The sequence below is a fragment of the Uliginosibacterium sp. H1 genome, assembly GCF_036017065.1.
Classification (GTDB): Bacteria; Pseudomonadota; Gammaproteobacteria; order Burkholderiales; family Rhodocyclaceae; genus Uliginosibacterium.
Genome location: NZ_JAYXHR010000001.1, coordinates 1,893,035 through 1,906,300 on the forward strand (window position 1 = coordinate 1,893,035; position 13,266 = coordinate 1,906,300).

Here is a 13,266-nt window from a genome sequence, read left to right on the forward strand (position 1 = left end):
GCGCCAACCCGGCGAGGGTCAAGGAAGCCGCGGCCGGACGGCGATCAGCGCGCGGCGCGCACGGCGTCCAGCGCGGTGCAGACCGCGTCGGCGGCGTCCAGGATGCGCGGGCCATGGCGGGCGATGAGATCGCCGGGAATGGTCCACACCTGGCCGTTCTTCACGGCCCGCATGCTCGTATAGCGTTGCCAGTGCGCGAGGCTCTGCGCCTGCGGATCGCGCAGCGGCGCCAGGTCGGCGTCGTCGCGGCTGCGATGGGCCGCCAGGATGACCTCGGGGTTGGCCGCTACCACGCTTTCGGTGGACAGTTGCGGCACCAGCATCGGCTGGTCGGCAAACACGTTCTCGCCACCGCACAGGGCCATGACATCCGAAATGAGGTGGGTGCCGTTGATGGTCATCAGCGGCTGCGACCAGATCTGGTAGAAGGTCCGCACCCTGGGCACGCCAGCGTGGCGCGCACGCTGGCTGGCGAGGCGCGCGCGGTAGCGCGTCGAGGCATCACGGGCCGCCGCCTCGGTCCCGAAGAGCCGCCCCAGGCGCTCGAACACCGCCGGCAGGTCATCGAGGTGCTTGGGCTCCAGGTAGAACATCGGGATACCCATCGCCCGCAGCCGTTCGATCTCGCGCTGGCCGTTGCCGTGGTACCACACGAAGATCATGTCCGGCTTCAGCGTGGCGATCCGCTCCAGGTCCAGCTTCTGGTTGCTGCCCACCCGCGGCAGGGCGCGCGCAGCGGCCGGGTAGTCGCTGTACTCCACCACGCCGACCAGGCGGTCACCGCCGCCCGTGGCAAAGATCAGCTCGGTGAGGCTGGGGGCCAGCGCAATGGCGCGCTGCACGGGCCGGGCCAGCGTGTGTTCGCGGCCCGCGTCGTCGCGCACCACGAAGGGCCGGACGGGCTCCTGGGCATGCACGGGCAGTGTGCAGGCGAGCACCAACCACCACGACACGAGTATTTTCACGCTCGACAATCTGTTCATTGTCCTGTCTTCCTCTGTTCGTTGCCGCCGTTCCCGGTTGCGGACAGATCCACCCGGAACCAGCGCGCATCGCCCTCCTCCAGCACGCTGACCGGTACGGCGTAGGCGTGCGACAGGGGGGCGGCCTGCAATATTTCGTCGCGCGTGCCGGCCGCGAAACCGCCCCGTCCGTCCAGGAGCAAGGCATGCGTGGCAAAGCTCCACGCCATGTTGAGATCGTGGACCGCCGCGAACACCGTGCCACCGGCGGCCGACCACGCCGTCAGCAAGGGTTGCAGCAATACCTGGTGCGCCCAGTCCAGGTGCGCCGTCGGCTCGTCCAGCAGCAGCAGCGGCGCGGCCTGCGCGCAGGCCGTGGCGAGTGCCACCCGCTGACGTTCGCCGCCGGACAGCGTGCGCACATCGCTGTCGGCCAGCGCACCGACGTCAAAGCGCTGCAACCAGTCGCGCGCGACGTCCTCCGCGCGCTGTGCGCTCACCGCTGGTTGCGTGGCCACGACGGCGCAGGCCACCGTCTCCCAGCTGCTTGCCGGAAAGGGGTCCAGCCAGAACTGCGGGCACCAGGCGCGCTGCCTGACCAGCTCGCGCGCCGGCCACTGCGCCAGCACCCGCTCGCCGATACGCAATTCCCCGCCAGCGGGAAGCGCCAGGCCGGCGACCGCCGCCAGCAAGGTGGACTTGCCGGCGCCGTTGGGCCCCAGCAACGCCCAGCGCTGCCCCGGCTCGATGGACAGCGACAAGCCGGACACCAGCAAGCGGCCCGCACCGCCGGCGCGCAGTGACAGCTCGCGCAGATGCAGCGGCAGGGGCGATGCATTCAGGTGGATATTCTGCTGGCTCATCGCCCCTGGCTCCTTCGCAACAGCAGGAACAGGAACAGCGGCACCCCCACCGCCGCCGACACCACTCCGACCGGCAATTGCGCGGGCGCGATCAAGGTGCGCGCCACCGTATCCGCCAGCACCAGGAACACCCCGCCGAACACAGCGGAGAAAGGCAACAGGGCACGCGCATGGCGCAGGCCCACCAGCCGGACGATGTGCGGCGCCACCAGTCCCACGAAGCCGATGCTCCCCGCCGTCGCCACCGCGGCGCCGGTCGCGATGCAGGCCGCCAGGATGGCCAGCCGGCGCCGTTGCGCGACCGGCACCCCGAGCGTCCACGCCCAGGCATCGCCACGCGTCAGCCAGTCCAGTTCGCGCGCCCGCGGCCAGGCCAGCAGCAAGGCGAGGCCGACCGCCGCCCACAGCGGCCACCACAGCGAGGCGCCGTTCAGGTCGCCCAGCAGCCAGAAGACCAGGCTGCGCAACTGCTGGTCGTTGGCCACGGCCAGCATGAAGGACACCGCCGCGCCGCAGGCCGCGCCGATCATCACACCGACCAGCAGGACCACCACCGTGCCGGGCTGGTTGGCGATGCGGCCGGCACTGTTGCCCATCGCGCGCCAGGTGAACAGGAAGGCGAGGCTGGTGGCCGCCAGGGCGCCGAGTACGGCGCCGACTTCCGGCGCCAGGAACAGGCCTGCGGGCAACAGCATGAGCGCCAGCAGGGCACCGACCGATGCACCGCTGCTGACCCCCAGCACGTACGGGTCGGCCAGCGGGTTGCGGGTGACGAGTTGTATCAGGGCACCGGCCAGCGCCAGGCCGGCACCGGTGCCGAAGGCGGACAGCACGCGTGGCAGGCGGATCAGCCACAGAATGTCGCCCTGCGGCCAGCCCCAGCCGGACGAACCCGCCATCAGGCCGATGCAAAGCGCGGCCGGCACGCACACGGCAGCGAGCAGCAAGGCCGCGGCGAGCGGCGGTGGCTTCAGGATCATCGCGGCCCCGGCGCCCCGGGCAGCAGCGGAAGCAGTTCCGCCAACACGGCGATCCTGGCGCGATGGCAAGGCACGAGATCGGTCGGCCACGCCAGGTGACGCTGCAGCCAGATGGCATGCAGCCCGGCCGCCGCGGCGCCCTGCACGTCGGCACGCGGATCGTCGCCGACGAACCAGGCCGCCTCGGCCATCACGCCAAGCTGTTCGAGGGCATGCGCGAAGATGCGGGCATCCGGCTTGTCGATACCCAGTTCGCCGGAGATCGTCACTGCATCGACCAGACCGCCCAGTGCGCTGTTGTCGATCTTGGCGCGCTGCGTGCGCGACTGGCCGTTGCTCACGATGCCGATCGCGTAGCCGCGCTCCTTCAGTTCGCGCAGCACCGGCACCGCATCGTCGAACAGGGGCGGCTCGTTCCAGGCGGTGGCGACGAAGGTCTCGGCCACCTCGATCGGATCGGCATGCGGCAGGCATTCGGCGCACAGGCGCTCGAAAAACACCGGGCGCTTGACGCGGCCGTTGCCGTCCAGCTCCATGAAGCGCGCCAGGAAGGCGGCACCATCCGTCATCGTCGTCCGGCCACTGTCCCACAGGCCCTTCGCGGAGCGCAGCAGACCTGCCCGGCGGTCGACCAGGGTTTCGTCCAGATCGAAAACAACGGCTGCCTTGCTCATGCCGTGCCCTGCACAGGCACTGCACCCGCGCTGGCCTGCAGTATCTGCATCAGTACCGCCGTGTCCATGTGCGCGGCCACCGTGTCGGCCAGCCGTTCGATGCTGGCTTCGCGCAAGGCGGCCAGGTCCGGCGCCCGCGGCGCGGCCAGGCCCGCCCAGTCCAGCAATGCGTCGCAGGCTGCGGGCTCGTCGAAGAGGCCATGCACATAGCTGCCTAGCACCTGCCCTGCCGCATCGATGGCGCCATCCGCGATGCTGTCCTCGCCCCCTGCAAGCAGCACGGCCGGCCGTGCCATCGCCGGCCCCTCGCTGGCGCCGGCATGGATTTCGTAGCCACGCAGCGGCGCGTCACGCAGGCACAGGCGCCCGCTCACGTTGCGCAATTGCTTCTGCGCCTGCAGCACGGTGCGCATGTCCAGCCAGCCCAGCCCGTCGCTGGCACCCGGTGCGCCTTCCAGGCCGAGCGGGTCGTCGATCTGCCGGCCCAGCATCTGGAAGCCCCCGCACACGCCGATGAGCTTGCCGCCATAGCGCAGGTGCCGCGCGATCGCCGCGTCCCAGCCCTGCGCGCGCAGCCACGCGAGGTCCGCTCGCACGGCCTTCGAGCCGGGCAGGATAATGAGGTCCGCCGGCGGGATGGGTTCGTCCGGGCCGATGAAGCGGAAGTCCACCTGCGGGTGGATGCGCAAGGCATCGAAATCGGTGTGGTTGGAGATGCGCGGCGTCACCGGGACGATGATCCGCAGCCGGGGCACGTCAGCCTGCGCGGCGGGTGTCGTTGCGGGACTCGTTGCAGGCACAAGGTCGCGCGCGATGGCGTCCTCCGCCTCCAGCTGCAGGCCGTGAAGATAGGGCAGCACGCCCAGCACCGGTTTGCCGGTGCGTTCCTCCAGCCAGTCCAGGCCCGACTGCAGCAGCGCGATGTCGCCACGGAACCGGTTGATGACGAACCCCTTCACCCGCACCTGCTCGCTCTCCGACAGCAAGGCCAGCGTGCCGACGAGGTGCGCAAACACGCCGCCGCGGTCGATGTCGGCGACGAGGATCACCGGACAGTCCACCGCCTCCGCGAAACCCATGTTGGCGATGTCGTTGGCACGCAGGTTGATCTCGGCCGGCGAGCCGGCGCCCTCCACGACCACGCAGGCATGGCGTGCGCGCAGGCGCGCGAAGGAGTCGAGCACCGCCGCGCGGGCGGTCTGTTTGTAGGCGTGGTAGTCCAGGGCATCCATGTTGCCGATGGCATGGCCCTGGATGATGACCTGCGCGCCGACATCGGTGTTCGGCTTCAGCAGCACCGGGTTCATGTCGACATGCGGAGCGATGCCGCATGCCGCCGCCTGCGCGGCCTGGGCACGGCCGATCTCGCCGAAGCCGCCGCGGCCGTCACTCGCCACCGCGGCGTTGAGCGCCATGTTCTGGGGCTTGAACGGCGCCACATCGACACCCTGCCGCAGCAGCCAGCGGCAGATGGCCGCCACCAGCGTGCTCTTGCCGGCGTCCGAGGTGCAACCCTGCACCATCAGCATCATGGCTGCCATGCCCCCAGCACGTCCGCGAGTTTCTCCCAGCCCGCCTCGTCCGCCGGCAGGCCGATGCGGATGCCGGTGTGCGGTGGCTCCGGGAAATGCCGGACGAGTATCGCCTTGCGCGCGCAGTGGTCGTGGAGTTCCCGGGCACGGCCCAGCGGCAACCAGCGGAACAGGGCGCAGCCGCTGGTCGATTCCAGGCCGTTTGCCGCCAGCAGGTCGGCGAGCCGCGCGCTGTCGCGCTGCAGTCGTTCCCGCGTCGATGCCTGCCAGGCGGCATCGGCCAGCGCCCGTTGCGCGACCCAGCGGGCGGGGTGGCTGAGCGCCCACGGCCCGACTTCATCGTGCAGCGCGTCGATGATGGTCCGCGGGCCCAGTACGAAGCCGCAGCGCAGCCCCGCCAGCCCCCAGAACTTGCCCAGCGAGCGCAGCAGCACGAGACCCGGCCGCCCGGCTTCGGCGATCAGGCTGTGCGCCGGCGTCGCGTCGATGAAGGCCTCGTCCACCACCAGGCAGCCACCGCGCGCGGCCAGCCCGGCACGCCAGGCCTGCAGTTGCGCCAGCGGACGCAAGGCGCCGCTGGGGTTGTCCGGATTCACCACCACCAGCACGTCCAGCATCGGCAGGTGGCGTTCGACATCGTCGAAACCGATCTCGCGCACGGCATGGCCGGCGCGCCGCCAGGCCTGCGCATGCTCCGCGTAGGTCGGCGACACGATGCCGACCCGGCTGGTCGCCCACAGGCGCGGCAGGGCCTGGATGGCGGCCTGCGACCCGGGCACGGGCAGGATCGGCGCGGTGCCGAAGTACGCGCTCATCGCCATCACGAGGCCGTCCTCTTCCTCGGGGAGCCGCTGCCACGCTGTGGGCGGCAGTTCCGGCACCGGCCAGCCTTGGGGATTGATGCCGGTCGACAGGTCCAGCCAGTGCTGCAGCGGAATACGCCAGTGATGGGCGGCCGCGCGCAGGCGGCCACCGTGCGGCAGGGAGCCTTCAGCCATTTCAGCCATACAGGCGCTCCGCCAGCCACAGCAGCAGCACCAGCGCGGCGCACCACAGCCAGGTGGTCCGTCGCACCAGCAGGACCGCACGCCAGATGTCGCCGGCATGCGGCGCGGCGCCGATGCCGAACACCGGCCGCTCTTCATGCTGGCCGTGGTAGGTGGCTGCACCACCGACGCGCAAACCCAGCGCGCCAGCCCCCGCCGCCATCACCGGGCCGGCGTTCGGGCTGTCGTGCAAGGGGGCCTGGGTGCGCCAGCAGTTGATCGCCTCGGTGAAGCGTCCGAACAGGGCGTAGCTGAATGCGGTGAGGCGCGCCGGGACATAGGCGAGCACATCGTCGATCCGCGCCGCCGCCCAGCCGAAATGAAGGTAGCGCGGCGTGCGGTAGCCCCACATCGCGTCCAGCGTGTTGGCCAGGCGGAACAGCACCGCACCCGGCCCCCCCAGCAGGGCGAACCAGAACAACGTGCCGAAGACGGCGTCATTGCCGTTCTCCAGCACCGATTCGATGGTGGCGGCCGCCACGCCGGATTCGTCGAGCGTCGTGGTGTCGCGACTGACCATGCGCGACAGTGCGCTGCGAGCCGCGTCCAGGTCACCGGCGGCAAGGGGCTGCATCACCGCCCGCGCGTGTTCGCCCAGGCTGCGCGCGCCCAGCGCGAGAAACAGCAACACCGCATCCACCCACCAGCCCAGGTGCAGGCACAGCCACATGCTGACGGCCACCGCGGGAACCACCGCCAACACCCAGGCCAGCACGCCGCCGCCCCGCTGGACCGCCGTGGTGGCGCCATCGACATTCAGGTTCGCCTCCAGCATCGCCGCCCAACGCCCGAAGCCCACCAGCGGATGCCAGCGCTTCGGCTCGCCGAGCAGGGTGTCGAGGAGATAACCGAGGATCAGGGCGAAGCTCATGCGCTGCAACTACGACTGCGTAAGAAAAGACACGGGATTGCGGCCTTCGCCGGAATGACGAAGGTGCAGACGAAGGCGCAGGTTCCCGACGCCATCACATCGAGCGGTTGCCGGCGGAGGAAGCGTAGCGAGCGCGCCGAGGTCGCGACGAGGCGCGGAGCTGTACGAAAAGTACAGCGAGCACCGGAATCGCGAGATCGACGTGCGCAGTCGCTTCATCCGCCAGAAACCTACCATTCGATGCCAGGCATGGCTTTCACTCCCGCGTGGAAGGCATGTTTCTCCAGCCGCATTTCCGTCACCGTGTCGGCAGCCTCGACCAGCCCATCCGGCGCGGCGCGCCCGGTGATGATGACGTGCTGCATGGCGGGGCGCGCCTGCACGGCGGCCAGCACTTCCTCCAGCGTCACCCAGCCGAACTTCAGCGCGTAGGTGAATTCGTCCAGCACCAGCAGGTCCACCTTGTCGTCGGCCAGGTACGCCTTTGCCTGCTCCCACGCGGCGCGCGCGGTCTTCAGGTCCTTGTCGGCGTCCTGCGTCTCCCAGGTGAAGCCGTCGCCCATGACGTGCCAGGTCACGTCGGAGTGCTTCGTGAAGAAGGCTTCCTCGCCGGTGTCCGTCCGGCTCTTGATGAACTGCACCACCGCACAGCGCATGCCGTGACCGAGGGCGCGGGCCAGCACGCCGAACGCGGCGCTGCTCTTGCCCTTACCGGTGCCGGTATTCACCAGCAGCAGACCGCGCTCGACGTCGGCGCGATCGATGGCGGCATCCACCACTTCCTTCTTGCGCTGCATGCGCTGGCGGTGGCGTGTGTCCTTGTCGCTATCGGTCGTCATGGCAGATGTGTTCCCGCGAAAATCGCCGCAGGCCCGCACCGGCGGACCTGCGGACGCGCATTGCTGCGCCTTCCTGTTGCACTTTCCCGTGCGCTTACTTCGGCTGATAGCGCAGGGTCAGCAGCCAGTTGATGCCGGCCTGGTTGTACCACTGCACCGTCTCGTACTGCTTGTCGAGCACGTTGCCCACCTTGCCCTGCACGCGCCAGTCGCGCGCCAGCTGGTATTCGCCACGCAGGTCGAGCAGCGCGAAGCCACCCAGCTTCTTCGTGTTGGCGAGGTCATCGTAACGCTTGCCTTCGCCGGACAGCGTGGTGCCGAAGCGCCAGGCGCCCCAGGTGTAGTCGAAGTCTACGCGACCGGCCAGTTGCGAGCGGCGCGGCAGCACGTTGCCTTCGTTGGCGCCGCTGCTGCGGTTCTCCGGGTCCAGCCAGGTCAGGCTGCCGCCCAGTTCGGCATTGCCGAAGCGGGTGGAGGCGGTGGTCTCGACGCCGATGATGCGCGCCTTGTCGATGTTGGCCGGAACGAAGCTGGCGTCGTTGCCGATCAGGTCCTTGATGTCGGTGCGGAACACGTGCGCGCTCCAGCGCGACTGCGACAGCTTGCCGTCCAGACCGAACTCGAAGCTCTTCGACGATTCCGGCCGCAGGTTGGGGTTGCCGAAACCCGGGAAGTACAGCTCGTTGAAGGTCGGTGCCTTGAACGCCGTGCCGTAGCTGGCGGTCGCGCGCAGCGACTGCAGCAGGTCCCAGCCCCAGGCGAGGCCGCCGGTGTTCTTCTTGCCGAACTGCGAGTTGTCGTCGTTGCGCAGGCTCGCCTGCAGGCTGTGCGCGCCGAAGTCACCCTGCCACTGTCCGAACACGCCGTTGTTGCTGCGCGAGTTGACCGGGTAGGCCGTGCTGCTGCGCACGTTGTCGCTCTGGATGTCGGCGCCCAGCGTCACCAGGTTGGCGCTGCCGATGGCGATGTCGTTCTGCACGCTCGCCGTTTCGCGACGCGTGTCGAAGCTCGTGCGGTACGCGCTATTGTAGTAGTTGTCGTTGCGCGTCTCGCTCTGGCCGGCATTCACCGACAACTTCCAGATGTCGGTCATCTGGCCGGCGAAACGGGCGCCGACGGCGTTGTCCGCCGTCTTGGACGAGTTCTGCGAGCTGCCATCGAATTCGCTGAGGCCCTCGCCGTACAGGAGGTTGGCCTCCAGCTCGTAGCGGTTGTCCACGCGGAACCCGCCACGCGCCGACACCGAGGTGTTGCGGTAGGCATCGTCGTCCGGCTCGAACACGAAACAGCCGGCACCACCGGGCGCCGGGCGGCCCTTGCAGGCGTTGAAGCCGCTGGTGCGCTGGCGCGACAGGTTGAGGCTGTACCACTTGCTGGCATCGCCACCGGAGAAGCCCAGGGTGCCCTGGTAGCTGTTCTGGCTGCCACCGGCGAGCGCGCCGTTCAGGTGGGGGGCGCCGTCGCCGCGACGGGTGAAGATCTGCACCACGCCGCCGATGGCTTCCGAACCGTAGAGGCTGGAGCGCGGGCCGCGCACGATCTCGATGCGGTCGATCTGCTCCACCGGCAGGTCCTGCCAGTTGAAGCCGCCGCTGGTGGCGGAGCCGGCCTTGATGCCGTCGATCAGCACCAGGGTGTGGTCGGATTCGGTGCCGCGCAGGAACAGCGAGGTGTTCTTGCCGGCGCCGCCGTTGGCGGCGAAGGACACGCCCGGCATGCCACGCAGCAGCTCGGGCACCGAAGTGGCCTGGCTGCGCTCGATGTCGGCGCGGCGCAGCACCGTCACCGGAGCCAGGGTGTCGTCCACGGTGCGGGCGGTGCGGGTGGCGGTCACCACCACCGGGTCGAGTTGCTGCTCGCCGCTCGCCTGGCTGGCGGGCAACGACTGGGCGTGGACGAGCGGAGACAGGGCCGCGCCGATGGCGGCCGCAAGGGCGGTCTTGGAGATGGACATGAAAGGACTTTCCGTCGGCTTCCGCAGCGTCCCCGCAGCGGAAGCGGTTTCTAATACCAGTCGGAGGTACGGACGGAACGGTCGCCGGCAGGACGGGATCGCCCGGCCGCACACCCCGCAGCCTGATCGCTTGTGTCCCGGGCCGGTATCCGGGCTCACGAGTCGATGCAGCATGCGGACATGTCATGCACCAGCCGACCACCGCCTTCCCGAAGCAGTGCTTCAGTGGCATCGGGCGCGATGAAACCTTGAGTCACGACACCTGGATGGTGCCGGCTTCATTGCGCCAGGGGTCGGCCCTCGCTTACCGTTGCGGGGGCAGCACAGGCTTTGCGGCATCCGGCCTTGCCGGACGGAGCGCGCACCTGTTTCCCGTTTAACCCTGCTCGCGACGAGCACGCAGGGCACCTGGAACGCGTGCCGGCAAGAGAGACGAAAGTGAGTCTTGACCTTGCCGGCACGGGCTGCGATGGTAGCACGCCCTCCCCTCGTCCCTCTCTCCCACAGCCTCCCGCAGCCTCCTGGCATCCCCGCCGACCTCGCCTTCCATGAGCCTCATTGCGCCAATCCAGCAAACCCAGCGAACCCTCGTCATCGGCGGTGCCCGTTCCGGCAAGAGCGGCCATGCGCAGAACGCGGCCATCGCCAGCGGGCTGCCCGTCACGCTGATCGTCACCGCCGAGATCCGCGACGCGGAAATGCAGGCACGCGTCGATCGCCATCGCGCCGAACGCCCGGCGAGCTGGACGGTGATCGAGGCTGCCGACAGCCTGCCCGGTGCCCTTCGCGAGCACGTCCGTCCCGGCCGTGCCGTGCTGGTGGACTGCGTCACCCTGTGGCTGTCGCGCCTGCTCTGCGACGCACCGGACGAACTGGAAGCCGGTTGCGACGCGCTGGTCGCTGCCGTGCGCGACGCGCAGGGCAGCCTGTGGCTGGTGTCCAACGAGGTGGGCTGGAGCCTGGTGCCGGAACATCCGCTGGGGCGCCGTTTCCGCGACGAGCAGGGCCGCCTCAACCAGCGCCTCGCCAGCGTGTGCGACAGCGTCGTGCTGGTAGCCGCCGGCCTGCCGCTGATGCTCAAGCAACCGGCATAATCCCCTCCCCGCAGATCCTCCCCCGTAGCGGCCCGTCTTGCCATGGACCTGAACATTCCCCCACTCGACCGCAGCCTCGCAGGCGCCCTGCAGGCCCGGCTCGACTCGCGCACCAAGCCGCCCGGCAGCCTGGGCCAGCTGGAGGCCATCGCCCTGCAGGCCGGGCTGATCTTCAACACCACCACGCCACAGCTGCGTGCGCCGCGCGTCGTGGTGTTCGCCGGCGACCACGGCGCGGCACTCGAAGGCGTGTCGGCCTTCCCTCAGGCCGTCACCCAGCAGATGGTGATGAACTTCCTGCGCGGCGGTGCCGCCATCAACGTCCTCGCCCGTCAGGCGGCACTGGCGATGACGGTGGTGGACGCGGGCGTGGTCGGCGACTTTCCCGCCCCGCCGCGCGGCGGCGATGTGGAATGGGTGGCAGCCAAGATCGCGCCCGGCACCGACAACTTCATCGAGCGCGCCGCCATGAGCCGCAGCCAGTGCATCGCCGCCGTGGTGCGCGGTGCCGGCCTGGTGCGCGGCTGGCACGCGGCCGGCTGCAATGCCATCGCCTTCGGCGAGATGGGCATCGGCAACACCGCCTCGGCCAGCCTGCTCACCCAGGCCATCACCGGCGTTCCGCTGGCCGACGTGGTGGGACGCGGCACCGGGCTGGACGATGCCGGCCTGGCCCGCAAGCGTGCCTTGCTGGCCAGGGCCCAGGCCCGCGTCGCGGGCCGCCAGATGGCACCGCTGGACCTGCTGGCCGAGTTCGGCGGTTATGAAATCGCCATGATGGTCGGCGGCTTCATCGCGGCCGCCCAGTCACGCATGCTGGTCGTGGTGGACGGCTTCATCGTCACTGCCGCCCTGCTGGTCGCCCACGCGCTGTCGCCCAACGTGCGCGACTACTGCGTGTTCGCCCATCGCTCCGGCGAGGCCGGCCACATCGTGCAGTTGCGCCACCTCGGCGCACCGGTGCTGCTGGACGCCGGCATGCGCCTGGGCGAAGGCAGTGGCGCCGCGCTGGCCTTTCCCATCGTGCGCGCGGCGCTGGCCCTGATGAACGACATGGCCGGTTTTGCCGACGCCGGCATCAGCGAACAGGCGCGATGACGGAGCGCGGATGAACGAGCTGCGCCGCTTCTTCCTCGCGCTGGCCTACTTCACGCGCATCCCGGTGCCCGCTTGGGTGGGCTGGCAGCCGGACGAGCTGAACCGCGCGGCGCGCTACTTCCCGCTGGTCGGGCTGCTGGTGGGTGCCGTCGCCGCGGCCGTGCTGTGGCTGGCGGCACAGGTGCTGCCGCTGACACTCGCCGTCCTGCTGTCGATGGCTGCGTCCATCCTGCTGACCGGGGCCTTCCACGAGGATGGCCTGGCTGACAGCGCGGATGGCTTCGGCGGCGGATACACGCCGCAGCGGGTGCTGGAGATCATGAAGGATTCACGCATCGGCAGCTTCGGTGCCATCGCACTGGTGCTCGTGCTGCTGGGCAAGCACCAGACGCTGCTGGCGCTGGACCTGCGCGGCGCCTGCATCGCTTTGCTGGTGATGCATCCGGCATCGCGCTGGGCCGCCCTGCTGGTCATGGGCACGATGCGCTACGTGCGCGGCGATGACGCGGATGCACGCGCCAAGCCGGTCGCCGAAGGCATCGGCTGCAGCGAACTGGTCATCGGCAGCCTGTGCGGCCTGCTGCCTCTGGCGGCGCTGGCGACACGCGACGGCCTGCTCGCCCTCGGCGTGCTGCTGAGCATCCTCGCCGTCACCGTGGTGGCGGGCGCCTGGTTCCGGCGCCGCATCGGCGGCTACACCGGCGACTGCCTGGGCGCCCTCCAGCAACTGGCGGAGCTGGCCGGCTGCATGACCCTGCTGGCGCTGGCCATCCGCTGAGCGCCAGCCATGACGACGTCACTGCTGCTGTTGCGTCACCCACCGGTCGCGGTCGGCGCCGGCACCTGCTTCGGCCGCAGCGACGTGCCGCTGGCAGACGACGTGGCGGCCGCGGCCGACCGGCTGCGCGCCCTGCTTCCCTCGCAGGTCCGCATCGTGAGCAGCCCGCTTGCCCGCTGCCGCCTGCTTGCCGAAGCCCTGGGGCCGTGCCGCCTCGACGATCGCCTGATGGAGATGGATTTCGGCGACTGGGAGATGCGCAGCTTCGATGCCATCGGCCGTGATGCGATCGACCTGTGGGCGGCAGACCCCATGCATTTCCGGCCGCCGGGCGGCGAAAGCGTCATCGACATGGCCAGGCGGGTGATCGCTGCCTTGCAGGATGCGCTCGCCGGGGACTCCTCGCCCCTGCTGCTGGTCTCCCACGGCGGCCCGATCCGCGCGATCCTCGGTCACCTGCTGCAGTTGCCGGCCGAGCTCTGGCAGCAGCAGCCCGTTCCGCACGCGGCCCTGCTCAGGCTGGAAGAGCAAGGCGGGCTGTGGCGCCGGGCAGCCTGAGCCGGCGCCACGCCAGG

Annotated in this window: 13 protein-coding genes and 1 riboswitch; of the genes, 4 read left to right on the forward strand and 9 right to left on the reverse strand. The window is 70.0% G+C overall.

The window, feature by feature from the left end; all coding sequences use genetic code 11:
* Positions 1-44: 44 nt before the first annotated feature.
* From VVD47_RS08545 to btuB, 9 genes are all read right to left on the reverse strand, one after another.
* Positions 45-983: a cobalamin-binding protein gene (locus VVD47_RS08545; protein WP_327602980.1), complete on the reverse strand. Its 939-nt coding sequence runs from the start codon at positions 981-983 to the stop codon at positions 45-47.
* The gene (locus VVD47_RS08550; protein WP_327602981.1) at positions 980-1,825 is read right to left on the reverse strand and encodes an ABC transporter ATP-binding protein; all 846 of its coding nucleotides are present in this window, start codon (positions 1,823-1,825) and stop codon (positions 980-982) included. Before VVD47_RS08550 ends, VVD47_RS08545 begins: the two co-directional genes overlap by 4 nt.
* Complete coding sequence (locus VVD47_RS08555; RefSeq protein WP_327602982.1) at positions 1,822-2,805, reverse strand: FecCD family ABC transporter permease; 984 nt, start codon at positions 2,803-2,805, stop codon at positions 1,822-1,824. The genes VVD47_RS08550 and VVD47_RS08555 overlap by 4 nt, the downstream gene beginning before the upstream one ends.
* Positions 2,802-3,479 (reverse strand): HAD family hydrolase, encoded by a 678-nt coding sequence (locus VVD47_RS08560; protein WP_327602983.1) that lies wholly within the window; start codon positions 3,477-3,479, stop codon positions 2,802-2,804. The genes VVD47_RS08555 and VVD47_RS08560 overlap by 4 nt, the downstream gene beginning before the upstream one ends.
* On the reverse strand, positions 3,476-5,020 hold the full coding sequence (locus tag VVD47_RS08565) for a cobyric acid synthase (protein WP_327602984.1): 1,545 nt from the start codon (positions 5,018-5,020) through the stop codon (positions 3,476-3,478). The genes VVD47_RS08560 and VVD47_RS08565 overlap by 4 nt, the downstream gene beginning before the upstream one ends.
* The gene (gene cobD / locus VVD47_RS08570) at positions 5,008-6,018 is read right to left on the reverse strand and encodes a threonine-phosphate decarboxylase CobD (RefSeq protein WP_327602985.1); all 1,011 of its coding nucleotides are present in this window, start codon (positions 6,016-6,018) and stop codon (positions 5,008-5,010) included. Before cobD ends, VVD47_RS08565 begins: the two co-directional genes overlap by 13 nt.
* Positions 6,011-6,928, reverse strand: a complete 918-nt coding sequence (cbiB, locus tag VVD47_RS08575; RefSeq protein ID WP_327602986.1) for an adenosylcobinamide-phosphate synthase CbiB — start codon at positions 6,926-6,928, stop codon at positions 6,011-6,013. Before cbiB ends, cobD begins: the two co-directional genes overlap by 8 nt.
* A 230-nt stretch (positions 6,929-7,158) precedes the next feature.
* Positions 7,159-7,767 (reverse strand): cob(I)yrinic acid a,c-diamide adenosyltransferase, encoded by a 609-nt coding sequence (cobO, locus tag VVD47_RS08580; protein WP_327602987.1) that lies wholly within the window; start codon positions 7,765-7,767, stop codon positions 7,159-7,161.
* A gap of 94 nt (positions 7,768-7,861) precedes the next feature.
* Positions 7,862-9,721 carry a TonB-dependent vitamin B12 receptor gene (gene btuB / locus VVD47_RS08585; protein WP_327602988.1) on the reverse strand — a complete coding sequence of 620 codons (1,860 nt, stop codon included), beginning with the start codon at positions 9,719-9,721 and terminating at the stop codon, positions 7,862-7,864.
* 123 nt (positions 9,722-9,844) lie between these two features.
* Positions 9,845-10,148, reverse strand: a riboswitch (cobalamin riboswitch).
* A gap of 121 nt (positions 10,149-10,269) precedes the next feature.
* Here btuB and cobU point away from each other — a divergent pair.
* From cobU to cobC, 4 genes are read left to right on the forward strand one after another with little or no spacing between them, the layout of a single operon-like run.
* A complete protein-coding gene (gene cobU / locus VVD47_RS08590) occupies positions 10,270-10,815 on the forward strand; it encodes a bifunctional adenosylcobinamide kinase/adenosylcobinamide-phosphate guanylyltransferase (protein ID WP_327602989.1) in 546 nt (181 codons plus the stop codon).
* Positions 10,816-10,857: 42 nt separating this feature from the next.
* The gene (gene cobT, locus VVD47_RS08595; protein WP_327602990.1) at positions 10,858-11,913 is read left to right on the forward strand and encodes a nicotinate-nucleotide--dimethylbenzimidazole phosphoribosyltransferase; all 1,056 of its coding nucleotides are present in this window, start codon (positions 10,858-10,860) and stop codon (positions 11,911-11,913) included.
* 10 nt (positions 11,914-11,923) lie between these two features.
* Positions 11,924-12,691, forward strand: a complete 768-nt coding sequence (locus VVD47_RS08600) for an adenosylcobinamide-GDP ribazoletransferase (protein WP_327602991.1) — start codon at positions 11,924-11,926, stop codon at positions 12,689-12,691.
* A gap of 9 nt (positions 12,692-12,700) precedes the next feature.
* On the forward strand, positions 12,701-13,249 hold the full coding sequence (cobC, locus tag VVD47_RS08605) for an alpha-ribazole phosphatase family protein (protein WP_327602992.1): 549 nt from the start codon (positions 12,701-12,703) through the stop codon (positions 13,247-13,249).
* The last annotated feature ends 17 nt before the right edge of the window (positions 13,250-13,266 follow it).